Origin of the sequence: Rhizobium sp. CECT 9324 (genome assembly GCF_918741265.1) — a bacterium.
Classification (GTDB): domain Bacteria; phylum Pseudomonadota; class Alphaproteobacteria; order Rhizobiales; family Rhizobiaceae; genus Allorhizobium.
In genome coordinates, this window is sequence record NZ_CAKKMZ010000001.1 from 3,242,559 (window position 1) to 3,267,786 (window position 25,228).

Annotated in this window: 25 protein-coding genes; 16 read left to right on the top strand and 9 right to left on the bottom strand. The window is 60.2% G+C overall.

What is annotated here, in order from left to right:
- Position 1: 1 nt before the first annotated feature.
- From LQ231_RS15785 to LQ231_RS15795, 3 genes are all read right to left on the bottom strand, one after another.
- Entirely contained in the window at positions 2-1,153 is a 1,152-nt protein-coding gene (locus tag LQ231_RS15785; protein ID WP_230172094.1) for a hypothetical protein, read from the bottom strand.
- A 67-nt stretch (positions 1,154-1,220) separates the two neighbouring features.
- Entirely contained in the window at positions 1,221-2,309 is a 1,089-nt protein-coding gene (locus tag LQ231_RS15790; RefSeq protein WP_230172096.1) for a hypothetical protein, read from the bottom strand.
- Between the two features lie 203 nt (positions 2,310-2,512).
- Entirely contained in the window at positions 2,513-2,893 is a 381-nt protein-coding gene (locus LQ231_RS15795) for a cytochrome c family protein (RefSeq protein ID WP_113142508.1), read from the bottom strand.
- 323 nt (positions 2,894-3,216) lie between these two features.
- Between LQ231_RS15795 and LQ231_RS15800 the strand changes: the two genes are divergently transcribed.
- The 13 genes from LQ231_RS15800 to LQ231_RS15860 all read left to right on the top strand — a co-directional run bounded on the left by LQ231_RS15800 (position 3,217) and on the right by LQ231_RS15860 (position 15,245).
- Positions 3,217-4,122, top strand: a complete 906-nt coding sequence (locus LQ231_RS15800; protein ID WP_230173387.1) for a choline ABC transporter substrate-binding protein — start codon at positions 3,217-3,219, stop codon at positions 4,120-4,122.
- A gap of 76 nt (positions 4,123-4,198) precedes the next feature.
- Entirely contained in the window at positions 4,199-5,062 is an 864-nt protein-coding gene (gene choW, locus LQ231_RS15805) for a choline ABC transporter permease subunit (RefSeq protein WP_230172098.1), read from the top strand.
- On the top strand, positions 5,059-6,102 hold the full coding sequence (gene choV / locus LQ231_RS15810; protein ID WP_230172099.1) for a choline ABC transporter ATP-binding protein: 1,044 nt from the start codon (positions 5,059-5,061) through the stop codon (positions 6,100-6,102). Before choW ends, choV begins: the two co-directional genes overlap by 4 nt.
- Before the next feature lie 48 nt (positions 6,103-6,150).
- On the top strand, positions 6,151-6,897 hold the full coding sequence (locus LQ231_RS15815; RefSeq protein ID WP_230172100.1) for a HugZ family protein: 747 nt from the start codon (positions 6,151-6,153) through the stop codon (positions 6,895-6,897).
- Positions 6,898-7,007: 110 nt separating this feature from the next.
- Complete coding sequence (locus LQ231_RS15820) at positions 7,008-7,325, top strand: metalloregulator ArsR/SmtB family transcription factor (protein WP_230172101.1); 318 nt, start codon at positions 7,008-7,010, stop codon at positions 7,323-7,325.
- 399 nt (positions 7,326-7,724) lie between these two features.
- Positions 7,725-9,053: an aspartate aminotransferase family protein gene (locus tag LQ231_RS15825; RefSeq protein ID WP_230172102.1), complete on the top strand. Its 1,329-nt coding sequence runs from the start codon at positions 7,725-7,727 to the stop codon at positions 9,051-9,053.
- 281 nt (positions 9,054-9,334) lie between these two features.
- On the top strand, positions 9,335-9,703 hold the full coding sequence (locus LQ231_RS15830) for a hypothetical protein (protein WP_230172103.1): 369 nt from the start codon (positions 9,335-9,337) through the stop codon (positions 9,701-9,703).
- Positions 9,704-9,995: 292 nt separating this feature from the next.
- Positions 9,996-11,102: a branched-chain amino acid ABC transporter substrate-binding protein gene (locus LQ231_RS15835; protein WP_230172104.1), complete on the top strand. Its 1,107-nt coding sequence runs from the start codon at positions 9,996-9,998 to the stop codon at positions 11,100-11,102.
- Between the two features lie 118 nt (positions 11,103-11,220).
- The gene (locus LQ231_RS15840; RefSeq protein ID WP_230172106.1) at positions 11,221-12,090 is read left to right on the top strand and encodes an aldose 1-epimerase family protein; all 870 of its coding nucleotides are present in this window, start codon (positions 11,221-11,223) and stop codon (positions 12,088-12,090) included.
- A gap of 74 nt (positions 12,091-12,164) precedes the next feature.
- Positions 12,165-13,859: an adenine deaminase gene (gene ade, locus LQ231_RS15845; RefSeq protein WP_230172109.1), complete on the top strand. Its 1,695-nt coding sequence runs from the start codon at positions 12,165-12,167 to the stop codon at positions 13,857-13,859.
- Positions 13,860-13,913: 54 nt separating this feature from the next.
- Positions 13,914-14,177, top strand: coding sequence for a type II toxin-antitoxin system prevent-host-death family antitoxin (locus LQ231_RS15850; RefSeq protein WP_230172111.1), 264 nt, complete (start codon positions 13,914-13,916; stop codon positions 14,175-14,177).
- Between the two features lie 2 nt (positions 14,178-14,179).
- Positions 14,180-14,446, top strand: a complete 267-nt coding sequence (locus LQ231_RS15855) for a Txe/YoeB family addiction module toxin (RefSeq protein WP_230172112.1) — start codon at positions 14,180-14,182, stop codon at positions 14,444-14,446.
- A gap of 10 nt (positions 14,447-14,456) precedes the next feature.
- On the top strand, positions 14,457-15,245 hold the full coding sequence (locus LQ231_RS15860) for a potassium channel family protein (protein ID WP_230172113.1): 789 nt from the start codon (positions 14,457-14,459) through the stop codon (positions 15,243-15,245).
- 24 nt (positions 15,246-15,269) lie between these two features.
- Here LQ231_RS15860 and LQ231_RS15865 read toward each other — a convergent pair whose 3' ends face one another.
- Entirely contained in the window at positions 15,270-15,641 is a 372-nt protein-coding gene (locus tag LQ231_RS15865; RefSeq protein ID WP_230172114.1) for an Atu4866 domain-containing protein, read from the bottom strand.
- 327 nt (positions 15,642-15,968) lie between these two features.
- Between LQ231_RS15865 and LQ231_RS15870 the strand changes: the two genes are divergently transcribed.
- Positions 15,969-16,880 (top strand): AraC family transcriptional regulator, encoded by a 912-nt coding sequence (locus LQ231_RS15870; protein ID WP_230172115.1) that lies wholly within the window; start codon positions 15,969-15,971, stop codon positions 16,878-16,880.
- Between the two features lie 3 nt (positions 16,881-16,883).
- On the opposite strand, the gene LQ231_RS15875 is transcribed toward LQ231_RS15870, so the two are convergent.
- The gene (locus LQ231_RS15875) at positions 16,884-18,545 is read right to left on the bottom strand and encodes an alpha-glucosidase family protein (RefSeq protein WP_230172116.1); all 1,662 of its coding nucleotides are present in this window, start codon (positions 18,543-18,545) and stop codon (positions 16,884-16,886) included.
- A 201-nt stretch (positions 18,546-18,746) separates the two neighbouring features.
- Here LQ231_RS15875 and LQ231_RS15880 point away from each other — a divergent pair, with 201 nt between their 5' ends.
- On the top strand, positions 18,747-19,823 hold the full coding sequence (locus LQ231_RS15880) for a glycosyltransferase family 1 protein (RefSeq protein ID WP_230172117.1): 1,077 nt from the start codon (positions 18,747-18,749) through the stop codon (positions 19,821-19,823).
- Positions 19,824-19,832: 9 nt separating this feature from the next.
- Here the strand turns inward: LQ231_RS15880 and der are convergent, their stop codons facing one another.
- From der to LQ231_RS15895, 3 genes are all read right to left on the bottom strand, one after another.
- Positions 19,833-21,251, bottom strand: a complete 1,419-nt coding sequence (gene der / locus LQ231_RS15885) for a ribosome biogenesis GTPase Der (protein ID WP_007603341.1) — start codon at positions 21,249-21,251, stop codon at positions 19,833-19,835.
- Positions 21,252-21,289: 38 nt separating this feature from the next.
- Complete coding sequence (locus LQ231_RS15890) at positions 21,290-21,961, bottom strand: tetratricopeptide repeat protein (RefSeq protein ID WP_113141935.1); 672 nt, start codon at positions 21,959-21,961, stop codon at positions 21,290-21,292.
- Between the two features lie 107 nt (positions 21,962-22,068).
- A complete protein-coding gene (locus tag LQ231_RS15895) occupies positions 22,069-22,647 on the bottom strand; it encodes an NnrU family protein (protein ID WP_230172120.1) in 579 nt (192 codons plus the stop codon).
- A gap of 126 nt (positions 22,648-22,773) precedes the next feature.
- On the opposite strand from LQ231_RS15895, the gene LQ231_RS15900 reads away from it, so the two are divergent.
- Positions 22,774-23,820: a polysaccharide deacetylase family protein gene (locus LQ231_RS15900; RefSeq protein WP_230172126.1), complete on the top strand. Its 1,047-nt coding sequence runs from the start codon at positions 22,774-22,776 to the stop codon at positions 23,818-23,820.
- Between the two features lie 33 nt (positions 23,821-23,853).
- Here the strand turns inward: LQ231_RS15900 and sbmA are convergent, their stop codons facing one another.
- Entirely contained in the window at positions 23,854-25,131 is a 1,278-nt protein-coding gene (gene sbmA, locus LQ231_RS15905) for a peptide antibiotic transporter SbmA (protein WP_113141937.1), read from the bottom strand.
- Between the last annotated feature and the right edge of the window lie 97 nt (positions 25,132-25,228).

Sequence of the window (25,228 nt, forward strand, 5' to 3'; positions counted from 1 at the left end):
GTCAGACCTCGCTCACAATCTGGTTGCCAGAAATCACATGCACCTTGAAATTGCCGAAAATCGTCTTCGCCTCGCCAGACGCATAGAGCGCCTGATAGGCGTCATGCGGCACAAGCACGTGCTTTTCATAGGACGAAACCCCCATGCGCGCCGCTTCCAGGTCATGGGTTTCGATATGGAATTCCTGAACAGCGGGCGTGGAGGAAAAGAAGCCCTTCTGGGCCGGTTGTTCGCGCTTCGAAAACACTTCCTGCACCGTCCAGGTCATCACCCAGGCGTTTTCCGGCTTGCGCACCCTGGACAGGATCTCGTTCACCCGCCCGGCATTCTCGGTGATGCCGGCGGAATAAAATGGACCCAGCACGATGCGCCGCACCGACTTCGGATGCAGCGTCGGGAAATCCCTGTCCATATTGGTGGCAATGGTGGCCGGCGTCAGCGAATAGGAGGAATTCCTGGCGACAAAGTCATCGAACAGCCGTGCCAGCTCCGGATTAAGCAACCCACCGACCGGCAGCGGAATGTCCATATCGCTGTTCAACCCGCCCTCGTCGGTCACCAGCAGCTTGACGACATTGTCGGACGAATCCTCGATCGTCGCCACATAGACCATGGGCAAGGTACTGGTGCCATCGAAAGCCGCCCAGGTGACCAGATAGCTCGGCCTGCGACTTGTCGGATTGACGGTCACGCCGATCGTCTCCGGCAGGATCAGGGGTGAAAAAATCTCCCCCTTGCCGATCTGCTCCAGATAAAGACGCTCGGCAATCTGCGTCTGGAGAGCCGAGGGAAATTCCTTCTGGCGCAGAATGAAATCGACCATCTCTTCGCGCAGCGAGCGCGCAGCCGGAATGGTCGCAAGTCGCTTGGCGGCGCCGGCCCGGTCGTTTTCCAGTTCCAGCACATTCTGGAAAACCGGAAAGCCGCTTTCGGCTCGTGACACACGGAATTGTTCGGTAAAACCGATGCGGTTCTGCCAGCAGGCAAACGAATTGCGCAGGCGGTCAATGTAAGGCAGCAGGACCGACGCTGAAGGGCCGTTGTCGGCCAGCCGGGCGTCCGGATTGCCAAAATGGATATCCAGGCCGCCAAGCGCTGCCGCCATGGTGGAGAAATACTGCGCAACCGCCGTGTTGTTCGCCACGTCGTTCATCCACGCGCCTCAGGCATTGCTCCGAAGCACGCCCGCCCGCAGGTACAATAGACCCAAACCGCAGGCATCACGGCTTCACGTAGTTGGCCGAATTGTGCTTGTCGAGCACGCTCTGGAAACGCCGGGCAAAAGCCTCGTCGGCCAGCTTCTTGCGGCGCTGGATGTCCTGCGTCGACAGCATGTTCTTTTCGTGCAGTTCCAGAAGGTCGCCGATATGGCGCTGGGCGGCGGCGCCAATCCCGGCCATGGTCTCTTCCGCCGCCGTGTCCACCTGGCTGCCGAGCGTGTTGATCCGGTGGGCGACCTCCTGCTGGGCTGCCGTTTTCAGCGAATCCTCCAGCGCCTTGTAAAGCACGATGCGCTGCTCGGTATCGATGGTCAGCTTGTTGATCAGCGTGTTCTGTGCCGCGATCTGATTGTTGAGTGAATCGACGAAGGTCTGGAACATCGAGGTGTAACGCTCCAGCGTCTGGCTTTCGGCGAGCAGCTCCTGCTCGCGCGCCTGCGCCTGATTGTATTCGGTCGCAAGCTTCGAGCGTTCCGCCTCCAGATCGGTCCGCTGCGACTGCTCGGTCGAGGCGGCGATCTTGTTTTCAATGTCGAGCAACATCGGGTTGAGCGTCTCGATGCGCTTCTGGGTCTGTTCCAGATTGTCGATCGTTACCTTGCGGCGTTCGATCACCTCGATCAGGCTCGTCTCGGAACTCTTGTAGCGCGTATCAAGCACCGCGCGCTGCTCCTTCAGGATGCCGACAATGCTGTCCGACTTCGACAACAGGTCCTGCAGGTTGCCGGCCAGCGACATGTTGCGCACCCGTTCGGTGCGCATCCGCTGCGAACGCTGGCGGGAAAAGATTCCGACGAACTTCTCGAAGCCGGTAAAGCTCTTCATGCTCTCGAATTCGCTGCCGAAGACATTGGTTGCATCTTCAAGGCCGATGATCAGGTCGGCGATATTCGCCTCCATGGTCTTCTGCTGCTTGATCACGTCTTCGATCCGGGCATTTTCGATATCGAAATTCTGGTCGGAGATCTTGGCATCGCTTTTGGCGAAGCTGTCGAGCAGAGCCCCCGACTGGTCGATCTTGCCGCGCATATCCGCGACAATCGTGCGGGTTTTCTCGATCTCGCTATCAAACGATTGCAACGTAGCCATGTCATCTCCCATTTCGACCCCGACGGCTTATGCCGTCCCAATGTGTCGCGACCATAACGCAATTCACAGGTTGCGGAAGTATCGCACTGCACATCGGCGCTAAGTTTCCAACTGGATATGGATGGCGGCCCGCACCGAACAAGGGGCGAACCCCTGACAGTGCGGGAATTTGATCGGCCGGGCCTGAGACCTCGTGATAGGCGCTATTGTCCAGCTGCGGCCGGATCCTTCAGATAAGCGATGATGTTGGCGACATCAGCGTCTGCCTTGACGCCGGCAAACGCCATTTTCGTGCCTTTGATCAACACCTTCGGTGCTTTCAGATATTCGGCCAGCAAAGCCTCGTCCCAGACCTTGCCGGCGCCGAAATCGGTCATCGCCTTCGAATATTTGTAGCCCGCGACGGTGGCTACCGGATGTCCGACAATGCCTTGAAGGCTCGGACCAACCTTGTTTTTTGCCTCCGTCGCGGTGTGACAGGCCTGACAGGCCTTGAACGCAGTGGCGCCGGCAACGGGGTCGCCATCCGCCAAGGCCGAAAAAGGCATCACGAGCCCGAAACCCAGCAGCAGATTGAAAGCCATCTTCATAAGAATTCATCCCCTTCGTCATCGACATGGCCACCGTCTGGCCGACCCACATGAAGCTGCATTGAAATGCCGAAAGCACGCTGATTGCAATCAATCAGACTGCCGAATTTTACCGATCCCAAAGTCCCCTTGGCATGCAACCATCCAGAAAAACCTCTTGCGTCGCAAACAGGGAGGGCACTGCGGCGCAAATGCAACGGGCCCGCTTGCAATTGTGGTTTAATAACTGTTGACTTGGGAACTTAATAAAAAACGGGAGCCTGATCATGACCAAACTCAATTTCTACCGCACCGCTCTTGCCGCGACCGTGTCGGTCATGGCCTTCGGCCTGACGCCCGCCAATGCCGCCGATCCGGATAGCTGTACAAAGGTCCGCTTCTCGGATGTCGGCTGGACCGATATCACGGCGACCACAGCAACCGCAGCCGTCGTGCTGAAAGCCATTGGCTACGAGCCCGAAATCACCGTTCTGTCCGTTCCGGTCACCTATCAATCGCTGAAGAACAAGGACATCGACGTCTTCCTCGGCAACTGGATGCCGGCCCAGGAAAAGGACGTGAAGCCCTATCTCGACGACAAGTCCGTTGAATCGCTCGGCGCAAACCTGGAAGGCGCGAAATACACGCTCGCCACCAATGCCAAGGGCGCCGAACTCGGCATCAAGGATTTCTCCGACATCGGCAAGCACAAGGATGCCCTGGACGGCAAGATCTACGGCATCGAGCCGGGCAATGACGGCAATCGCCTGGTCATGACCCTGATCGAAAAGAATGAAATGGGCATGGGCGGCCTGGAAGTCGTCGAATCGTCCGAGCAGGGCATGCTGGCGCAGGTTGCCCGCGCCGAAAAGGCCGGCGAACCGGTCGTCTTCCTCGGCTGGGCTCCGCATCCGATGAACTCGTCGTTCGAACTCACCTACCTCACCGGTGGTGACTCGACCTTCGGCCCGAACTTCGGTGGCGCGACCGTCTACACCAACACGCGCGCCGGCTTTGTTGCCGAGTGCCCGAATGTCGGCAAGTTCGTCTCGAACCTGAAATTCTCGCTCGACATGGAAAACCAGATCATGGGCAAGATCCTCAACGATGGTGAGGATCCGCAGGTTGCCGCAACCACCTGGCTCAAGGCCAACGGTGCTGCGATCGAACCTTGGCTCGCCGGTGTCACCACCCGGGACGGTGGCGAAGCGCTGCCGGCTGTCAAGGCCGCCCTCGGCCTCTAATGAAACTGCGGGCCGGTCACTCCGGCCCGCTTTCATTTCCGCCCCTATTTCTGTGTGATCAGGCAGGTGTCAGAACGTGAATTGGCTCCCCGAATGGCTTATTGATTCCAGCGGCAAGTTGCGGCTGGGCAACTGGGCGAAAGACTTCGTCGACTGGCTGACGGCAAATGCCGACTGGTTTTTCGACTGGCTTTCCACCGTCTTGTCCTCAGCGATCGACGCGCTTCTGTTTGTGCTGCAATGGCCGAACGCCTTTGTGCTCATCTTCCTGTTCACGGCGTTTTCCTGGTTTCTCAGGCGTTCAATCGGCATTGCCGCGTTCACCTGTCTTGGGCTGCTGCTGATCTACAACCAGGGCTACTGGAAAGAGACGACGGAAACGCTAGCGCTTGTGCTCGCCTCTGCCGGCGTCAGCATGCTGATCGGGGTTCCTCTCGGCATCACGGCCGCCCGCCGCCCGTGGATCTATGCCTTCATGCGGCCCGTTCTCGACCTGATGCAGACGATCCCGACCTTCGTTTACCTGATCCCGGCGCTGATCCTGTTCGGCCTCGGCATGGTGCCGGGCCTGATTGCAACGGTGATCTTCGCCATCCCCGCCCCGATCCGCCTGACGCGCCTTGGCGTGATCTCCACGCCCCCCTCGCTGGTCGAGGCAGCACAAGCCTTCGGTGCCACGCCGACCCAGGTATTGCGCAAGGTCGAACTGCCGTTTGCCATGCCGCAGATCATGGCAGGCCTAACCCAGACCATCATGCTGTCCCTATCTATGGTCGTCATCGCGGCCCTGGTTGGCGCCAGCGGCCTCGGCGTCCCGGTCGTTCGTGCGCTGAATACCGTCAACATCGCCAGAGGTTTCGAGGCCGGCCTGTGCATCGTCATCCTCGCCATCATCCTCGACCGGATGTTCCGAACTGAAAACGCAGAGGATGGCGCATGACCGACGCAGTGATCTTCGGCAATGTCGATATTGTCTTCGGCGACCAGCCGCACAAGGCGCTCGCCTTGGTGGATCAGGGCAAGACCCGCGATGAAATCGGTGCGGAAACCGGCCTGGTGCTCGGCGTCGCCGGCGCATCCCTGGCCGTCAAAGAGGGCGAGATCCTCGTCCTGATGGGTCTTTCCGGGTCCGGCAAATCAACGCTTCTGCGTGCCGTCAACGGCCTTGCGCCGGTCGTGCGCGGCAATGTCAGCGTCCGCACTGAGACCGGACAGGTCGATCCCTACAAGGCCTCGGCCAAATCGCTGCGCGATCTGCGCATGCACACGGTCTCGATGGTCTTCCAGCAGTTCGCATTGCTGCCCTGGCGCACCGTCGCCGACAATGTCGGCTTCGGCCTCGAACTCGCCGGTGTTCCCGATGCCGAGCGCAAGGCGATGGTCGCCGAGCAGCTGGAACTGGTCAACCTGACCAAATGGGCCGATCGCAAGGTCAACGAGTTGTCGGGCGGCATGCAGCAGCGCGTCGGTCTTGCCCGCGCCTTTGCCACCGGCGCCCCGATCCTGTTGATGGACGAGCCATTCTCGGCACTCGACCCGCTGATCCGGACCCGACTGCAGGACGAGTTGCTGGAGTTCCAGTCCCGCCTGAAGAAGACCATCCTCTTCGTCAGCCACGATCTCGACGAAGCCTTCCGCATCGGCAACCGCATCGCCATCATGGAGAGCGGCCGGATCATCCAGTGTGGCACGCCACAGCAGATCGTTCAAAACCCCGCCGACCAGTATGTTGCCGATTTCGTGCAGAACATGAACCCGATCAACATGCTGACCGCCGCCGACGTGATGCATACCGGCATCGCTGACGGCGCGGATGCCGTCACCGCAACAGCCAAGCCACAGACACCTCTCGTCGAGATCCTCGACGCGCTGGCACGTCAACCCGGCACGATCGGCGTGGTTGACAACGGCACAGTGATCGGCACGATCAGCGCCCAGGATGTGGTGAGCGGACTGACCAAACATCGCCGAAGAACCTGACCCCTTGCGCGCCACGCCGTCAGGACATTCGGCGCGCAAGAGGACGAGATGCCAGACAAACCATCGGTGATTCGGGAAACCGACAATGATGCGCGCCGCCAGGCGCGCATTTTGCTGCGCGGTGCGCGTTTTGCCGCCATCGGCGTGATCGACCCCGAAACCCGATTTCCGTCCGTCAGCCGGGTGCTGCTCGGCAGCGACATCGACGGCGCAGCCGTCATTCTGGTCTCGGGACTTTCCGCCCATACCAAGGCCCTGACCGCAGACGGCCGCACGTCGCTTCTGGCCGGAGAACCCGGCAAGGGCGACCCGCTCGCCTATCCGCGGCTGAGCGTTCAATGCACGGCCGAACCGGTCGAACGCGACAGCGAAACCCATCTTCGCCTGCGCACGCGATTCCTCGCCCGCCATCCGAAATCGGCGCTGTATATCGATTTTCCGGATTTTCGTTTCTTTCGCCTTGTACCGCGCAGCGCCAGTCTGAATGGCGGCTTCGGGCGTGCCTATCTTCTGAGCGAAGATGATTTTATCATTGGCAACCCCAGCGGAAACTTGTTCAAAAATGAGCAAAAGACACTACTAGATTTAGGGGAGCGCTTCCCAAATCTCGCCTCTCGTATTGCCATGGAATTGCACAAGGCTCCCTCAGGAAAATGGGCGTTTTGCGGCTTTGATTCGCAGGGAATTGATATAATTTACAAAGACTTGCTAGTTCGTCACGAATTCTCCGCACCGATCCGAACACAAGAACAACTGTTTTTAGAGTTACCTAATTCAGCATACGCCGTACCTTAAATTTAGGCATATACAATTTGATCGGTACTGATAAAGTTCGCGGATAAGCCAAATGACGGATTTTCAACGACTGCCCTTCCCCCAGGCGCTCGAAAAGGAAAGTTAAACATATGAAAACGAAAGCATTGTCCGAACAATCGACTGTTGCCGCCGGTTTGCTGTCCGCTATGGCCAATCCGAAGCGTCTGATGATCCTCTGCAGCCTTGTCGAAGGTGAGGTTCCGGTCGGTGTTCTGGCATCGCAGGTTGGCCTGAGCCAGTCCGCATTGTCGCAGCATCTCTCGAAGCTGCGCGCCCAGAAACTCGTCAAGACCCGTCGTGACGCGCAGACCATCTACTATTCGAGCACGTCGGAATCGGTCATCAAGATCCTGTCGACGCTCGAAAGCATCTACTGCGCGCCCGCCGCAAGCAAATCCGCCGCTTGATGACAGCGCTGCCATGAACGCCATGCCTTGGCACCTGGGGAGGAATTGCTGAGGCATGAAAAGCGTCTAAGGCACCTGAAATCAGACACGGAGCGACAAATCCCTTGCCGCACCATGCCAGCGCAGCGTCCAGAAACCCCGGTCAAGGCTCAGCCCTGGCCGGGGTATTCTTTTGTTTGGTGCCAATCGCCTCTTGGGCAGTTTGCGGACGGCAGCATCTGGATGAAAGCGGCCCCAAGCCCGCATTCATCACCAAAACCAGCAGGACTGATGACCTTTCGTGATGGCGCCTTGACGCCTCTTGGCGCCCTGATAATTTGACCGCGCGATCAATTTATCAGAGCGCTTGCTTCGCCCGCTGGGATATGGCCCCACAGACACTTCGCCTCGGAGATCAGAATGTCCAACCGCCTCAACGCAACGCCCAACGACATGCGCGCCTTCTGGATGCCGTTCACCGCGAACCGCCAGTTCAAGAAAGAGCCGCGCATGTTCGTCGGCGCCAAGGATATGTACTACACCACCCATGACGGTCGCCAGGTTCTCGACGGCACAGCCGGCCTATGGTGCGTCAATGCCGGTCACTGCCGTCCGAAGATTACCGAGGCGATCCGCGAACAGGCTGGCGAACTTGACTACGCCCCCGCTTTCCAGCTCGGCCACCCCAAGGCCTTCGAGCTCGCCAACCGCCTGGTTGATCTGGCGCCGGAAGGCATGGATCACGTTCTCTACACCAATTCCGGCTCCGAATCCGTCGAGACGGCATTGAAGGTGGCGCTCGCCTACCAGCGCGTCAAAGGCCACGGATCGCGCACCCGCCTGATTGGCCGCGAGCGCGGTTATCACGGTGTCAATTTCGGCGGCATCTCGGTCGGCGGCATCGTCACCAACCGCAAGATGTTCGGCACGCTTCTGACCGGCGTCGACCATATGCCGCATACCCATCTGCCGGCCAAGAACGCCTTCTCCAAGGGAATGCCCGAGCATGGCGGCGACCTCGCCGACGAACTGGAGCGCATTGTCACCCTGCATGACGCCTCGACCATCGCCGCCGTCATCGTCGAGCCGGTTGCAGGCTCCACCGGCGTTCTGATCCCGCCGAAGGGTTACCTGCAGCGCCTGCGCGAGATCTGCACCAAGCATGGCATCCTGTTGATCTTCGATGAAGTCATCACCGGGTTCGGCCGCCTCGGCGCACCGTTTGCCGCCCAGTATTTCGACGTCAAGCCGGACATCATCACCACCGCCAAGGGCCTGACCAATGGCGTCATCCCGATGGGTGCCGTCTTTGTCACCGGCGAAATTCACGACGCCTTCATGAACGGCCCGGAACACCTGATCGAATTTTTCCACGGCTACACCTATTCCGGCAACCCGATCGCATCGGCAGCCGCCCTCGGCACGCTCGACACCTACAAGGAAGAAGGCCTGCTCACCCGCGCCAATGAGCTGGCGCCTTATTGGGAAGAGCAGTTGCACGCACTGCGTGATTGCCCGAATGTCATCGACATCCGCAATATTGGCCTCATCGGCGCGATCGAGCTGAAGCCCATCGATGGCGAACCGACCAAGCGCGCCTTCAACGCCTTCCTGCAGGCCTACAATGATGGCCTGCTGATCCGCACCACCGGCGACATCATCGCACTCTCGCCGCCGCTGATCATTTCCAAGGCGGAAATCGACGAATTGTTCGACAAGCTGCGCAAGGTGCTGATGAAGAACATCTGACCCATTCACTCATCGGATCCGAAAGAGCGGCCACCACTGGCCGCTCTTTTTTTGTTGCCGACAGCACGTTTGCGCAGGAGAAGTGCGGACAGGAGCGGCCCAGCCTTGCACAACACCGCCATGCGCCTTATCTTTCATGACAAGAGCCGCACGGCCGCTCTTGATGCGGATGGACGTGTCGCAGTTCGGTCGTTGAAGCGCAGCAGTCCAAGGCCGCTTCGCCGTTGACATCAGGTCATCGGCAGCATGCCAGCGGACACAGGTCCCATTAGGAGAAGTCCATGGTCGACCCGGTCAATCGCATATCCAGATCAGAAGCTTCCATGCCGAGCCAGATCGACCACACGTTGAACGTGCGATCGGATGCCAACAACGCCTGGATTGCCGCACGACAGTCGCAGATCAACGACGACCTGCTCGAACTGCAGAAAATTGCAATTGCAGAGCTTGCCCGCCGCAAGGAGCAGGAGGCGACAGTCGATCCCGACGAGCAGCATCCGCACAGCCGCCAATGGTTCGAACCTGTCGACCCGTCCGAAGAGACGGAGCAAAGCGAGCAGCCGCCGAAATTGTCCGGCGAAAGCGACCGGATCGGCACCCAGAACTTCGACGACGACACTCCGTTCGGAGAGCGCGTCGCCATCCTCTGACCGACTGGTGCTTTTCAGGCGAGTTCGCCCCGGTCAAACGCTCGCCGGTTAAGCGCTGGTCGGAAGCGTCACCTTTTTTTGGCCTCTTCGCTGGCAGCGGTCAGTCAAGTGGAGCCAACACATCTGCAAAAAATACAGCATCTGCCCACGCTCGCCAAGGATGGAAGTGATCGCATCCGGGCTTTTATCCGGCGCTATTTTTCGCTAAGCCGCAGAGCGCTGGGACGAAACAAAATAACCCGAATGGCGTGAAAACCGACGCAGATCGGCGCGCCGCCCCAAGGAGACAGACATGAAGTTTCAACTTCTCGCCGGAGCGGCCCTTGCCGCCCTTCTCGCAGCCGCACCCGCCGCTCGCGCCGACATCACCATCGGCCTGATGGCACCGCTCACCGGTCCGCTGGCGGCGATTGGAGCGCAGATCAAAAATGGCGCCGAAACCGCGATCGAGGAAATCAACAAGAAGGGCGGCGTCAACGGCGAACAGCTCGTCCTGAAGATTGCTGACGACGCCGGCGAACCCAAGCAGGGCGTTTCGGCGGCAAACCAGCTGATCGGCGAAGATATCCGTTTTGTCGTCGGCCCGGTTACGTCAGGCGTGGCTGTTCCTGCCTCCAGCGTCTTTGCCGAAAACGGCACCCTCATGGTCACCCCGACCGCAACGGCGCCGGACCTCACCGCCCGCGGCCTGACGACGGTCTTGCGTACCTGCGGCCGCGACGACCAGCAGGCAGAAGTCGCCGCCCGCTTTGTCCTTGCCAATTTCAAGGACAAGAAGATCGCCATCCTCAATGACAAGGGACAATACGGCAAGGGTCTCGCGGATGCCTTCAAGACCGCGTTGAACGCCGGTGGCGTCACGGAAGTCTTCAACGACGCGCTGACAGCGGGTGATAAGGATTTCAGCGCCCTTATCTCGCGCCTGAAGGCCGAAGGCGTGGAAGTCATCTATTTCGGCGGTTATCATCCGGAAGCCGGCCTGCTGGTCCGCCAGATGCAGGATGTCGGGCTCAAGGCCCAGATGATTGCCGGTGATGGCCTGTCGAACAATGAATATATCAATGTCGGTGGTCCGGCAGCGGAAGGCACGATCTACACCAATGCCGCCGATGCCCTCAAGAATGCCGACAGCAAGGCAGCGGCCGACGCGCTGACGGCCAAGAACATTCCGGCGGAAGCCTTCACGCTGAACGCCTATGCCGCGGTTGAAGTGATCGCCGCCGGCATCACCAAGGCGGGCAGTGCCGACGATGCTGAAGCCGTTTCTGCAGCCCTGAAGGACGGTTCGGAAATCCCGACCGCCATCGGCAAGCTGACCTATGGCGAAACCGGCGATCTCAGCTCGCAGAGCTTCGCCGTCTACAAGTGGGAAGGCGGCAAGACGGTCGCGGCTGAATAAGCCCGCAACCGGAATACAGACCGAAGAGATGGAAAAGGCGGCCGGAGATGGTCGCCTTTTCCCATCGCGCTCGCCGGTCAATCCGCCTAGGATATGTGCAAAGACCAAAGGAGCCGCCATGTCCGAGACGATTCGCATCAGCAATGACGACCTCGCCGTCGAAGTATCATCGCTCGGCGCGGAAATGCAGTCGCTGAAGACGGTGGACGGGCGCGACTGGCTGTGGAATGGCGATGCGGCTTGGTGGACCGGACGCTCGCCGATCCTCTTCCCGATCGTCGGCAAGGCACCGGGAGACATCCTGGCAGTCAACGGCACCCCCTACCCGATGGCCCAGCACGGCATAGCGCGGCGGCTGGAATTTTCGTTGGTTTCCAAAGGCCCAGCCGCCTGCACGCACGAACTCGTCTCCTCGACGGCGACACGCAAAGTCTATCCCTTCGATTTCCGCCTGATGCTTGAGCATCGGCTGGAGGCCCGCAGCCTCTGTGTCACCGCGACGGTGCACAACATGGGGGACGCGCCACTTCCCTTTGCCATCGGCTTCCATCCCGCCTTTCTCTGGCCCTTGCCCGGAGCGGACGGACGGCCGCATACAGTCATCCTCGACAATGGTGCGGAACCGCCGGTCATCCAGCTGGAAGACGGCCTGATCGGCAAGACGCTCGACACATCGCCCTTCAAAGGCGGCAGGCTGGCACTGGAACATGCGCTGTTCGACAACGACGCCCTGATCTTCCCCGAAGGCGCCGGCACCGGCCTGACCTTTGCGGCGGAAGGTGGTCCCTCCCTGCATTTCACCTTCGACAACCTGCCCAATATCGCGCTCTGGCAGAAACCCGGCGCGCCCTTCCTTTGCGTCGAGCCATGGCATGGCATGGCAGCCCATGCCGGCGGCACGGCCGAACTGGTCGAGCGCCCGTTCACGGTGGCCCTTGCCGCCGGTGACAGCATGCGCTTTGCATTCACCGTCGAGATCATCGACTGACGCCTGCGCACCATTCCCCTCGGTTTCGCGAGCCGCTACAGTCGGCCAAACGCCAGGAATCGGAGTGAACGCCCATGAGCAATCTCGAACACCGCATTGACCAGGGTGTCGGCCGCGAACCCGCCGACATCGTCCTGAAAGGCGGACGCTTCTTCGATCTGGTCACCGGCGAACTCGTTTCTTCCGACATCGCCATCTGCGGCGATACCGTCGTCGGCACCTGTGGCACCTATGTCGGGCGCGAGGAAGTCGACATCACCGGCCGCATCGTCGTCCCCGGTTTCATCGACACCCACCTGCACATCGAAAGCTCGCTGGTGACGCCGCACGAGTTCGACCGCTGTGTCCTGCCCTATGGGGTCACCACCGTGATCTGCGACCCGCACGAGATTGCCAATGTTCTTGGCACCGAAGGCATCCAGTTCTTCCTCGACAGTGCCGAACAGACGATCATGGACATCCGCGTCCAGCTCTCGTCCTGCGTGCCGGCCACACATCTGGAGACTGCAGGCGCCGACTTGCCGATCGAGCGCCTGCTGCCGTTCCGTGATCATCAGAAAGTCATCGGCCTTGCCGAATTCATGAATTTCCCCGGCGTGATCCACAAGGATCCGATCTGCATGGCCAAGCTCGAAGCCTTCCAGGGCGGCCATATCGACGGTCATGCCCCACTGTTGCGTGGGCTCGACCTGAACGGTTATCTCGCAGCCGGCATCCGCACCGAGCACGAATGCACCACAGCCGAAGAGGCGATGGAGAAGATCCGCAAGGGCATGCACATCCTTGTGCGCGAGGGCTCCGTATCTAAGGATCTGCATGCGCTGATGCCGATCATCACCGAGCGCCTCTCACCGTTTCTCGCGTTGTGCACCGACGACCGCAACCCGCTCGACATCGCCGAGGAAGGCCATCTCGACTACATGATCCGCACGGCAATCGCCCATGGCGTCGATCCGCTCGCCATCTACCGCGCCGCCTCGATCTCGGCCGCCCGTGCCTTCGGGCTCCGTGACCGTGGCCTTGTTGCGCCCGGCTGGCGTGCCGATCTGGTCGTGGTCGACAGCCTGGAAAACTGCAAGGCCGAGATCGTCTTTGCCGGCGGCCGACGTGTTACCGCAGAACTCTTTGCCACCCGAAAGCCCGTCGTGCCCGTCGGCCTCGACAGCGTCAGGGCGCGCATTGTCAAATCGGCCGATTTCGGTGTGCCGGTTACGGAAGGCGAGACCCCAGTCATGGGTGTGCTTCCCGGCAAGATCATCACCGAATACCGCCGCTACCGCCTGCCCTCCTCCGGTAACCAGACGACCGTCGATCTCGCAAACGATATCATCAAGGTCGCCGTCATCGAACGCCACGGCAAGAACGGCAACCACGCCAACGGCTTCGTCCAGGGTTTTGGTCTGAAGAAAGGCGCGATCGCCTCAACCGTCGGCCATGACAGCCACAACATCTGCGTCGTTGGCGTCTCGGAAGACGACATGGCCATTGCTGCCAATCGACTGGGCGAAATCAAGGGCGGCTTCGTCGTAGTCGAGGAGGGCAAGGTGACCGGCGAAATCCCGCTACCCGTCGCCGGCCTGATGAGCCTCGAGCCTTATGAAAGCGTCCGCGACACGCTGCACGAACTGCGCAAGGCGGCTTATGCGCTCGGCACGACCCTGCAGGAGCCTTTCCTCCAGGTCGCCTTCCTGCCGCTGCCGGTCATCCCGCACCTGAAGATCTCCGACAAGGGCATGGTCGATGTCGACAAGTTCTGCCTGATTGGATGAGCATTGGCAAAAGGTCCAACTTGTACCATATTGGGGACAAGTCTGGAGGCGGCCATGGACACGATCTTCTTTTCAAAAGCACGCGCGGAACTGGCAGGCCTTCTCGACAAGGTCAACGATGACGCTGCAGCAATAGAAATCCTGCGCCGCGACAAACCATCGGCCGTATTGATGGGCAAAGATGAATATGACAGCCTGATGGAGACGATCCATCTTCTATCATCCCCTGCGAATGCGGAACGCCTCCTACGCGCCGGTGAGGAGATCCGCCAAGGCCGCTATGAACCGATCGAAATGAAGACGCTGCTGGGAGCCTGACGATGCGGCTCGCCTTTACCGGTGATGGCTGGCGGGACTATCTCTATTGGCAGCAGACGGATCGGAAAACGCTGGAGCGGATCAACGATCTCATTCGCGACACCCTTCGCCAGCCTTTTGACGGCAAAGGAAAGCCAGAGCCGCTGAAAGGGATACTGAAGGGCTTTTGGTCGCGCCGCGTTACGCAGGAACACCGGCTGGTCTATCAGATAATCGGAAACGGCGACGACCAGATGGTCGTCATTGCGCAATGTCGCTATCACTATTGAGAAGAGCTTGATGACCGCTGATCTGAGTTCGAAAACCTTCACCAATCTCCGCCAGCGCCTTGCCAGCCTCTATTTCGGCCATCATACCGCAGCGATCCGCTTCCAGGTGGCGCTGATGGTCATCGATCTCGCGATCATCGGCTTTTTTCTCGCCGGCCCCTATCTGCGCGATCGGCCGACCTATCTGATTCTCGACTACGGCATCGCCATCTGGATTGCCCTGGAACTTGCCGCCCAATGGTCGGCCTCTTCCAGCACGCGGCGCTTTGCGAGCAAGCCGATGACCTGGGTCGATATCTTCGTTCTCGGGACGCTGCTGTTTCCGCAGTGGCTGTTCAATTTCGCCTTCCTGCGCGTCGCCCGCATCTGGGCAGTGGTGCAGCGGCCGGTGTTCACGTTGATGCTGCGCCGCCTTGGCCTGCGCGAACAGGTCGACGTCGTCACCGCGTTCATCAACCTTCTGGTCTTTCTTTTCCTGGTGACCGGCTTTGTCTACACTTTCTTCTTTTATGCAGAAGATGCAGGAACCGGCTTCATCGATGCACTGTATTTCACTGTCGCGACCGTGACCACCACCGGCTTCGGCGATATCACGCTTCCCGGCACAACGGGCAAGCTGACCTCCATCGTCACCATGATCATCGGAATTTCGCTCTTCGTCCGCCTCGCCCAGGCAATCGTCCGGCCTTACAAGGTGTCGTTCCCCTGTCCCGAATGCGGGCTGCAGCGCCATGATGCCGACGCGGTCCATTGCAAGGCCTGCGGCAATGTCTTGAACATTCCGGACGAGGGCATGTAACCCTCGCCCGGCATGGATCGGCAATCAGTGCCTGTAAAGCACCATGCCCGCATGATACAGAATGTCGCTGCGGAACTCGCCATCGGCGATGAAGCCGCTGTCATCCCAATAGTTGATCTGACTGCCGCGCACCTCGTAGCGTCCTTCATAGGCACGCTCGCGGCTGCCGCGACCCTCGATGTAACGGCCGCTCGGCAGAAGTTCGTGACGGATGTGACCGTCTCCGGTCACCCACAATCCGACGTAAGGGTGAGTTGCCATGTCTTTCTCCTGACTGGTCGTGGGAACTGACTGCTGCCTGTCCGCTCGGATCGGCACCAGCACAAAAAAAGCAATGAAAGAGAGTGAAACGATCAGCGCGACAAGTCCGGATGAGACGTTTGTGAACTCAGCCATTGAGGCCGTATCTCCGTTCATCCGCGTCGCGCCGCGCGACACAGGTTTGCCGGATCGTCGCAAACACGCGTCGTGTCCTCGATTGTGTCCAGCGCAATGGGCTTTCCAGCAGGTATTGAAATGCAGCCATGGAAACATCCTCCTGGGTCTCGGGTCCGCCGCCCGTCGGCAGACCATCCCCATATGGGAAGCGCTTCCTGCGAAGTGGTAGAACAGACGCCCGAAAGGATTGCACAATCCTCCGAATTGCACGATAGTCCGATTGGCCAGAAACCCAACCGTTCCTAACTAGCATGTCAGACCAACGGCAATACAAGGCTTTGACGCATGGACAGCATGACAGCACGAACGACATTGCGGGACATGATTGCACGACACGCCAAGGATGAAGGGGTGCACGAGACGGCAGTGCCACGCTTGACGCTCGTCAGGGCAAGCCAGCCCACAGAGCCCTTGCATGCCGTCCACAAGCCCTCGATCTGCATGATCGCGCAGGGTCGCAAACGATTGAAACTTTGCGAAAATCTGATGGAATACGGGGCGGGAAGCCATCTGGTGGCATCCCTCGACTTGCCGGTTGTCGGCCATGTTTGCGAAGCCAGTGCCGAAGAGCCATATCTGTGCCTGCGGCTCGATCTTGATCTGGCGCTTCTCGGCACCCTGGTGCTCGAGATGAATGCGCCGATCGCCCAGACCGCCCCCTCCTGCAAGGCCCTGGGCGTGGCCGAAACGCCGGCCGCGTTGCACGATGCAGCGGTCCGCCTCGTTGCCCTGCTCGACCGGCCACAGGATATACCCTTCCTTGCGCCTCTGGTGGAACGCGAACTCTTGTACCTTCTGCTGCGCGGCGAACACGCCGGCCTGCTGCATCAGATGCTGACGCCGAACCACCGTCTGCAGAACGTCAACCGTGCGATCGGCTGGATACGCAACAACTTCCACCGGCCGTTTTCGATCGACCAGCTGGCGCAGGAGGCGCGCATGAGCAGTTCATCGCTGCATGAACATTTTCGCGCCATGACCAATATGAGCCCATTGCAATACCAGAAACAACTGCGGCTGCAGGAAGCCCGCCGGCTGATCCTGACGGAAGCGCTGGATGCAGCAAGCGCCGGGCGTCGGGTCGGCTACGACAGCCCGTCGCAGTTCAGCCGGGAATACCGCCGCCAGTTTGGCGCGCCGCCTCTCACCGATGTCAGCCGGCTCAAAAGCCAGCCGGAGCAGTTGGCCGAAGCCTGACCTTCAGATCTTGGCGCAGAAACCGTCCAGCGCATCGAGCTGCACGACCCCGTCCTTGAGATGCGCATGCAGCCCCGGCAACGGCAGGACCTGCTTCACGCTCAGATGGTCCGGCAGCGAGAACTCCTGTGGACCGCGACGCAGGTTGAAGATGAACAGCAGCCGCTCTTCGCCCTTGCTGCGGGTGAAGGCGAGCACATCCTCGTTGGTCGCGAGGAAATGCATGTCGCCGTCTGCCAGTGCCGCATGCTCCTTGCGGAACGCCAAGGCTTCGCGGTAGTGCCAGAGCACCGAGCCCTTGTCCTTTTCCTGCGCATCGACGGCCAGGGCCTGATGGTCCGCCGGCACAGGCAGCCAAGGCTTGCCGGTGGAGAAACCGGCCTGCTTCTTGGCTTTGTCCCAGACCATCGGGGTGCGGCATCCGTCGCGCCCCTTGAAGGCCGGCCAGAAGCGGATGCCGTAGGGATCGCGCAGATCCTCGAACTGCAGTTCTGCCTCCTGAAGGCCCAGTTCTTCACCCTGATACAGGCACACAGAACCGCGCAGCGTCGACAGCACGCTGATCGCCAGCTTGGCGACCGCCGCCCGCTCGTCGGCATTCTGCATGAAGCGGCTGACGTGGCGGTTCACATCATGGTTGGAGAAGGCCCAGCACACCCAGCCGTCGGCCACCTGATTCTGGAACGACTGGACGCAATGGCGGATATGCGACGGGGTGAAATCGGGTCCGAGCAGGTCGAACGTGTAGCACATATGCAGCTTGTCGCCGCCAGCCGTATAGGCGGCCACGGTCTTTAGTGAACGCGCGCCGTCCCCAACTTCGCCGACCGTCGTTCGCCCCTCATACTGGTCGAGAAGTGCACGGAAGCGCTTGAGGAACTCGATATTCTCCGGCTGCGTCTTGTCGTAGAGATGGCTCTGCATGCCATAAGGATTGACGTCGGGCGCATCGAGGCCGGCATCGTCGCTGTCGGGCGCATGCGGCGGGTTATCGCGCAGCTCCTTGTCGTGGAAATAATAGTTCACCGTATCGAGACGGAAGCCGTCGACGCCGCGGTCCAGCCAGAACTTCACCGTTTCCAGCAACGCGTGCTGGACTTCCTTGTTGTGAAAATTGAGGTCAGGCTGCGAACCGAGGAAGTTGTGCATGAAATACTGCTTGCGCACGCCGTCCCATTCCCAGGCCGGTCCACCGAAAACAGAAAGCCAGTTGTTCGGCGCCGTGCCGTCCGGCTTTGCCGCCGCCCAGACATACCAATCGGCTTTCGGATTGTCGCGGCTCGCCCGGCTTTCCTTGAACCACGGATGCTGGTCTGACGTGTGCGAAATCACCTGGTCGATCATCACCTTCAGCCCCAGCCGATGCGCCTCGTTCATCATCGCGTCGAAATCGGCCAGTGTCCCGAACATCGGATCGACATCGCAGTAGTCGGACACGTCATACCCCATGTCGGCCATCGGCGAGGTGAAGAAAGGCGATAGCCAGATCGCATCGACACCCAGCGATGCGATATAGGGCAACCGATATGTAATGCCCTTGATATCGCCTATGCCGTCGCCGTTGGTATCCTGGAAGGAACGCGGATAGACCTGATAGATCACCGCCCCGCGCCACCAGTCTGTCGTCTTTGCGGTGGCGGCAGTCTTGGTGGTGCTCTTGGTCATCGAGAAATCCTTTTGGCGGGAATCAGCGGCGGGACGCAGTCCATGTACTATAGGTGAGCACAGCGCCTGCGCGAGTGGCAATTGAGGTGTCACATGAAGACTGACATCAAGCTGTAATGTTCCACCGCCATATCGTTTGCAGGAAAAACTTGCAGGAATCGCTCCAAGCCCGTGATGCGATTCCGGAAAACGCGATCCGCCATGCCGAGACTGACCATCGTCACCGATGCCTGGCACCCGCAGGTCAACGGCGTGGTGCGCTCGATCGAAAACACCAATCGCGAACTCGCCAGGATGGGTGTCACGGTTTCCATGATCACGCCGGAGCCGTTCTCCAGCATACCCATGCCGACCTATCCGGAAATCCGTCTATCGCTTGCCATGCCCGGCCAGGTGGGCCGGATGATCAAGAGCCAACAGCCCGACTATGTGCATATCGCCACCGAAGGCCCGCTCGGTTTGATGGCCCGGCATTGGTGTATCCGCAACAAGCAGCCGTTTTCCACCAGTTACCACACCCGCTTTCCCGAATATGTCGCGGCCCGCCTGCCGGTTCGCGCATCGTGGCTCTATGCCTATGTGCGCTGGTTCCACAATCGCAGCGGCGCCTGCATGGTGGCAACAGTGAGCCTGCGCCAGGAACTTTCGGGCCTCGGTGTGAAGAACCTCTGCCTGTGGAGCCGTGGTATCGATACCGAGAATTTCCACCCGCGCCCGAAAAGCGAAAAGCCATTCGGCCTGCCGCGCCCGATCTTCATGACGGTCGGCCGTGTCGCGGTGGAAAAGAACCTCTCCGCCTTCCTCGATCTCGATCTGCCGGGCTCGAAAGTGGTGGTCGGCGATGGCCCTGCCCGCGCCGAACTGCAGGCGCGCTATCCGGATGTGCATTTCACCGGCGTCAAGCATGGCGAAGATCTGGCCGGGGCCTATGCCGAGGCCGACGTCTTTGTCTTTCCATCGAAGACCGACACATTCGGCAATACGATCCTCGAAGCGTTGGCATCCGGCGTTCCGGTCGCTGCCTATCCCGTGACAGGCCCGGTCGACATCATTCCCCAGGGCTCGACCGCTGGAGCCCTGGACAAGGATCTGCAGGTCGCTTGCCTCAGCGCCTTGCAGGGTTCACCCGAGGCCGCGCGGGCGCTGGCTGAAACCTTTTCCTGGCAAGCGGCCACGGAACAGTTCTTCGACAATGTCGTGGAAGCCAGGACACAAAGGCGCAAACGCGGCCTGCGGCAGCGGCTCAGCACAAGATCTGCCGATGCCGATGCCATTTAGCAAGCGCGGTTAGCGCTTCCGCTTGCGGTTTTCGAACGGGTTGTCGCTCGCCTTGAAATGGATGCGGATCGGAACGCCCGGCATCTCGAAATCATTGCGCAGGCCATTCGTCAGGTAACGGATATAGCTTTCCGGAACCGCTTCCGGTCGCGTGCAGGAAATCATGAACGCCGGCGGGCGCGCCTTGATCTGCGTCATGTATTTCAGCTTCAGGCGTCGGCCGGATACCGCCGGTGGCGGATGCTGGATCTGCTGCGTATCGAGCCAGCGGTTGAGCTTGGCGGTCGAGATACGACGGTTCCACACGCGGTCCGTATCGATCACCGCCTGCATCAGCTTGTCGAGGCCGTAACCGGTCTGGCCGGAGATCGGGACAGCACGAATGCCACGCGCCTGCGCCAGCAGACGGTCGGTCTTCTCGCGCAATTCGGCCAGAACTGCCTGCGGATCCTCGACCAGGTCCCATTTGTTGAATGCCAGAACCGCAGCACGGCCTTCGCGGATCACCAGATCCACCAACTGCAGGTCCTGCTTCTCGAACGGAATGGTCGAATCGAACACGATGACCACCGTTTCGGCAAAACGGATCGAGCGCAGCGCATCGGCGACCGAGAGCTTTTCAAGCTTCTCCTGGACGCGCGCCTTCTTGCGCATCCCTGCCGTGTCGAACATCTTGATCATCCGGCCGCGCCAGTCCCACTCGACCGAAATGCTGTCGCGGGTAATGCCGGCTTCCGGTCCCGTCAGCAGACGGTCTTCGCCGAGAAAACGATTGATCAGCGTCGACTTGCCGGCATTCGGGCGGCCGATAATGGCCACGCGCAGCGGCTTGCTGTCGTCATATTCCGGCTCGTAGTCGTCGTCGAAATCCTCTTCACCGCGCAGGTCAACGTCGGTTTCCGGCTCATCGATTTCTTCCGGGAAGGCCACATCCTCGCCGATCGCCTCGACGATGGCATCGCGCAGATCGATCATGCCCTGGCCGTGTTCGGCCGAAATCGGAACCGGTTCGCCAAGACCGAGCGTGTAAGCATCGTAGAAGCCGCCATCGGAGCCCTTGGCTTCCGACTTGTTGGCGACCAGCACCACCGGCTTGCCGCGCCGGCGCAGCAACTCGCCGAATGTCTTGTCGAGCGGCGTCAGGCCGAATTTGGCATCGACCACGAACAGCGTCAGGTCCGCGTCGTCGATCGCCAGTTCGGTCTGGGCGCGCATGCGGCCTTCGAGCGTGTCCGGGCCAGTCTCTTCCAGACCGGCGGTGTCGATGATGGTGAAACGCAGGTCCACGAGCTTGGCATCGCCCGGACGCCGGTCGCGGGTGACCCCTGGCGTGTCATCGACAAGCGCCAGCTTCTTGCCAACCAGACGGTTGAACAGCGTCGACTTGCCGACATTTGGGCGCCCGACGATGGCGACGGTGAAACTCATGAAACTTCGTCCTTCCGGGCGCAGGCGCCCAAGCTGGCTTACGGCGCCTTGCCGGAAGCCGTGATGTTGTCGAGAAGCATCTGGGCGCGGTTCGCAACATTGCGCGGCGCCTCGGCATCCTCGGTGATCTGTTCGAACCATTCGCGGGCCCGGGTCATGTCGCCTGCCTTGTAGGCGGCAAGACCAAGCGCTTCGCGCGCAGCATGACGCATGGCATTGGTCGGCGTTGCCATGGCTTCGACTTCGGCGGACACCTGCTCATAGGTACCGGCATCGACCAGCAGCCAGGCTGCGCGGATCTTCGCCGTATTGCGGATGATCTCCGGAACCGCCGTATCCTGGCTGATTGCCTGGAACGAGGCAACGGCTGCAGGCAGATCGCCCTTCTGGCCGAGAACCGTTGCAGCACGGAATCGCGACAGCACGCCGTAAGCGCCGTAGCCGTCCTGCTCGAGCGCCTTCAAGGCAGCTTCCGCCTCGTCATTCTTGCCCTGGTCCGCAAGGCTGAGGGCCGCCAGGAACTTGTCGCCGGCATCCGACGCCTGGGTCGAATGCCAATGGTTCCACAGCCGGTGCCCGGCCGTGCCGACAACGATCAGGACCGCGGCGGCGATAATGAGCCGGCTGTAGCGCTTCCAGGCATTGCGCACCTGATCGGAGCGCAGCTCCTCGTTCACTTCGCGGATAAAGCTGTCGTTGTTGTCAACCATACTCATTCCCGGACACTGCCGGCCTTTCCATGCATTTCACTGCGTGAGCGGCCTTCTAACCGATTTTTGCCCGCTTGTAAGGGGAAAACCGCCAAAAGGCTAACGGCTCACATGGCAAGCGGTGCAACACCGATCAAGATCTCGTGCAGCCAGAAGGTGATCAGTGCCCACAAGGCGATACCGCCGACCACGGCATAGATGTCGAACCGGGTCGAGACGAAGGCTTGCGGCGTGATCTCGCCGGCCCGAAGACGGCGCTTGTAGTTGATCCGCAACACCACGCCCCAGGCGAGAAACGCGACAAACAGCAGGACCGAGCGAAGATCGCCGTTCGACAGCAGATGCGCCAGCGCCCAGATCTTCACCGCCAGCACAATCGGATGTTTGGTCTTCATGGCGATTTGACCGGCCGGCATCAGGCCGGCAACCAGACAGATCGAGGCAAACAGCATGAGCGTGACAGTCAGGTGGTTCATGCCCATGGGCGGGAACCAAAGATTGACGATCGGTGCCGCCGCATAGCCCCAGACCAGCACGGCCAGCGAACCGATGCTCATGACCGAATGCAGCCCGCCCCATCCGCCGCGTCCCAGTTTCGCAATCATCGCCTGGCGAAAGCCCGGAACGACGACGCGGATCATATGGACGCCTATGAACAGGATGATACCGAGAATCAGGAGCGTCATCTGCAAGAACCTTTCGATTGAGAATGGCAAAGCCATACTGGTCCGGGCGGTGAAATTCCAGTGCGTTCAAAGCTTCGCCGCATTTGGATGAAAGGACGCCTGCATTGATTTTTGTCAGGCCAAAGCATGTTGCGTTCGATTTTCGCCATTTCTCTTGCGCTCGCCGCGTCCAGCGCCGTCGCCGAGCCGCATAGCCCTGCGACAATCGGCCCGGCATCGGGGGGCAAGCCGGGCGTCACGACAGGACCGCAAAAGCCGAAACAATTGCTGCTGATTTCCTTCGACGGCGCGCATGACAACCGGCTCTGGCAACGCAGCCGGGCGATCGCAAAGCGCGCCAATGCCCACTTCACCTACTTCCTTTCCTGCACGACGCTAATCCCGCGGGAGCGCGCCGGCAGTTACAAAGCACCCGGCAAGAAGGCCGGTCGCTCCAATATCGGCTTTGCACCCACGGTTGCCGATGTGACGGCACGTCTCGACAATGTCTGGAACGCCCATCTGGAAGGCCATGAGATCGCCAGTCATACCTGTGGCCATTTCGACGGCAAGGACTGGTCCAGACAGGACTGGCTGACGGAGATGGCAACATTCGACCGCGTGCTTGCCAACGCCTGGAAGGACAATGGCCTCACCGATCGTGAACCGGCCGAATGGGCGGATTTTGTCGGAAACAACATAATCGGCTTCCGCGCACCTTATCTGTCGGCGCCCAAAAGTCTTTACGAGGCAGAGCGGGACCATGGCTTCCGCTATGACGCCAGCCCCGTCACCCGTGATCCGCTTCTGCCCACTCTGGAGGGCTCTGTGACCCGCTTCGGCTTGCCGCTGATCCCGGAAGGCCCCAAGCAGCGCCGCATCGTTGCGATGGACTATAATCTGTTCATCCGCCACTCCGCCGGCATGGATCATCCGAGCAAGGCGGCCGAGTTCGAGGCGCGCAGCTACGACGCCTTCCGCGCAGCCTTCGACAAGCAGTATGAGGGAGACCGCGTTCCCCTGCAGATCGGCCTGCATTTTGTCGAGATGAATGGTGGCGCCTATTGGGCCGCCATGGAGCGGCTGGTCGGCGAAGTCTGCCACAAGCCGGACGTCGCCTGCGTCACCTATGCCGAAGCGCTCGACCTGCTGCAAAAGCAAAGTGGCCGGAACCCGGCCACTTCGTCGTTTTAAAACGCGGATTGGGTGGATGGCATTCGCCCCCGATCAGGGACGGTTCGCCCCCATCTCGCCTTCGTCCGCTTCGCGCTCCAGATAGCGCTGATCGATTTCCGGCAACGGCTCGTTGTCGATTGCCGCTTCGAATGCGCGCAGGCGCTTGTGGATCGACAGCAGCTCGACAATCGTCGGCCAGACATTGACCAGATACTGGAACGAGTTCGACACCTGCCCGAAGGCCGTGGCGATCTGCTGGTAGATACCATAGGTGATCTTCACGGCAACGATGGTCGGCACCAGCATGAAGATCAGGAACAGCGCGTCTGCCTGCCCATAAAACGAACGCGCCAGGTTGAAATACGTGTAGTGGAAATAGAGCCGGAAATAGTTTTTCCGGACGTTGGAGAACAGCTCCGCAATGGTCAGCGGCTGGGCCCGGTTGGCATTGTCCTCGCCATAGACGAGTTCCTTGCGGTAGGCCGCCTCGACGCGCTGGTTGCGGAATTCCAGGCCTGGAAGCTTGATACCGACAAGCGCCAGAAGTGCGGTTCCGAACACCGACCAGATCAGCGCAAGCCAGAACAGGCTGTGCGGCACGGCCCCGATGATCGGCAGCTCGGTCACATAGCTGGACAAGACGAAGAGGATCGGCAGGAATGCGATGAGGTTCATCACCGCATCGATCAGGCTGACGCCAAGCCCCTCGAATGTCGAGGCGAAGCGCATCGTATCTTCCTGGACACGCTGCGAGGCGCCTTCGATATGGCGCAGCTTTTGCCACTTCGACATGTAGTATTCGTTCATCGCGGTGCGCCAGCGGAATATGTAGTGGCTGACGAAGAAGCGAACGATGACAAAGACGAAGACGTTCAGGAAGGCAATGCTCCAGAACGTGATCATCAGGCTGTAGAAATCCCCGGTCGTGATTCCCGGCTTGCCCTGCAGCGCGTTCTGCAGCAAGTCGCCGAAGGGCCGGCGCCAGTTGTTCAATAGAACCGAGACCTGCACGTCGAAATAGGTGGTGAAGATGATGAACATCGTGCCCCAGATCGACCAGAACCGCCACGGATGATCCTTGGCGTAGAACTGCCAGAACAGACCGAAGGCGAGCGACCAGACTGCGGCATAGATATAGAACCACAGGTAGGAATTGGTCAGGAAGAAGGTGAGGTTGATGATCGGCTCGGCGTCAGCCGGCGGAGGCGGAAGGCCAATGGCTGTGCCCATCTGTTCGCCGAAGAAATACCAGACGAGAACAGAAAGAAGGGTCCAGACAACGAAGGATGAGAAGAACAGTTTGGGCTTCGGAAAGAAGGATTGAAACACGGAAAGCTGCTTTCGTGAGGTGTCGGGACAGTCTTGGAGGTCGGCCGAACCTAGGGCAGAACCTCAACGCCAGCAATGCCATCGCCTAAATGTGGCG

What these genes read in the sequence shown, in the direction of transcription:
- LQ231_RS15785 (WP_230172094.1), bottom strand. Translation starts at nt 1,153, where the DNA reads ATGAACGACGTGGCGAACAACACGGCGGTTGCGCAGTATTTCTCCACC.
- LQ231_RS15790 (WP_230172096.1), bottom strand. Translation starts at nt 2,309, where the DNA reads ATGGCTACGTTGCAATCGTTTGATAGCGAGATCGAGAAAACCCGCACG.
- LQ231_RS15795 (WP_113142508.1), bottom strand. Translation starts at nt 2,893, where the DNA reads ATGGCTTTCAATCTGCTGCTGGGTTTCGGGCTCGTGATGCCTTTTTCG.
- LQ231_RS15800 (WP_230173387.1), top strand. Translation starts at nt 3,217, where the DNA reads ATGGCCTTCGGCCTGACGCCCGCCAATGCCGCCGATCCGGATAGCTGT.
- choV (WP_230172099.1), top strand. Translation starts at nt 5,059, where the DNA reads ATGACCGACGCAGTGATCTTCGGCAATGTCGATATTGTCTTCGGCGAC.
- LQ231_RS15815 (WP_230172100.1), top strand. Translation starts at nt 6,151, where the DNA reads ATGCCAGACAAACCATCGGTGATTCGGGAAACCGACAATGATGCGCGC.
- LQ231_RS15820 (WP_230172101.1), top strand. Translation starts at nt 7,008, where the DNA reads ATGAAAACGAAAGCATTGTCCGAACAATCGACTGTTGCCGCCGGTTTG.
- LQ231_RS15825 (WP_230172102.1), top strand. Translation starts at nt 7,725, where the DNA reads ATGTCCAACCGCCTCAACGCAACGCCCAACGACATGCGCGCCTTCTGG.
- LQ231_RS15830 (WP_230172103.1), top strand. Translation starts at nt 9,335, where the DNA reads ATGGTCGACCCGGTCAATCGCATATCCAGATCAGAAGCTTCCATGCCG.
- LQ231_RS15835 (WP_230172104.1), top strand. Translation starts at nt 9,996, where the DNA reads ATGAAGTTTCAACTTCTCGCCGGAGCGGCCCTTGCCGCCCTTCTCGCA.
- LQ231_RS15840 (WP_230172106.1), top strand. Translation starts at nt 11,221, where the DNA reads ATGTCCGAGACGATTCGCATCAGCAATGACGACCTCGCCGTCGAAGTA.
- ade (WP_230172109.1), top strand. Translation starts at nt 12,165, where the DNA reads ATGAGCAATCTCGAACACCGCATTGACCAGGGTGTCGGCCGCGAACCC.
- LQ231_RS15850 (WP_230172111.1), top strand. Translation starts at nt 13,914, where the DNA reads ATGGACACGATCTTCTTTTCAAAAGCACGCGCGGAACTGGCAGGCCTT.
- LQ231_RS15855 (WP_230172112.1), top strand. Translation starts at nt 14,180, where the DNA reads ATGCGGCTCGCCTTTACCGGTGATGGCTGGCGGGACTATCTCTATTGG.
- LQ231_RS15860 (WP_230172113.1), top strand. Translation starts at nt 14,457, where the DNA reads ATGACCGCTGATCTGAGTTCGAAAACCTTCACCAATCTCCGCCAGCGC.
- LQ231_RS15865 (WP_230172114.1), bottom strand. Translation starts at nt 15,641, where the DNA reads ATGGCTGAGTTCACAAACGTCTCATCCGGACTTGTCGCGCTGATCGTT.
- LQ231_RS15870 (WP_230172115.1), top strand. Translation starts at nt 15,969, where the DNA reads ATGGACAGCATGACAGCACGAACGACATTGCGGGACATGATTGCACGA.
- LQ231_RS15875 (WP_230172116.1), bottom strand. Translation starts at nt 18,545, where the DNA reads ATGACCAAGAGCACCACCAAGACTGCCGCCACCGCAAAGACGACAGAC.
- LQ231_RS15880 (WP_230172117.1), top strand. Translation starts at nt 18,747, where the DNA reads ATGCCGAGACTGACCATCGTCACCGATGCCTGGCACCCGCAGGTCAAC.
- der (WP_007603341.1), bottom strand. Translation starts at nt 21,251, where the DNA reads ATGAGTTTCACCGTCGCCATCGTCGGGCGCCCAAATGTCGGCAAGTCG.
- LQ231_RS15890 (WP_113141935.1), bottom strand. Translation starts at nt 21,961, where the DNA reads ATGGTTGACAACAACGACAGCTTTATCCGCGAAGTGAACGAGGAGCTG.
- LQ231_RS15895 (WP_230172120.1), bottom strand. Translation starts at nt 22,647, where the DNA reads ATGACGCTCCTGATTCTCGGTATCATCCTGTTCATAGGCGTCCATATG.
- LQ231_RS15900 (WP_230172126.1), top strand. Translation starts at nt 22,774, where the DNA reads ATGTTGCGTTCGATTTTCGCCATTTCTCTTGCGCTCGCCGCGTCCAGC.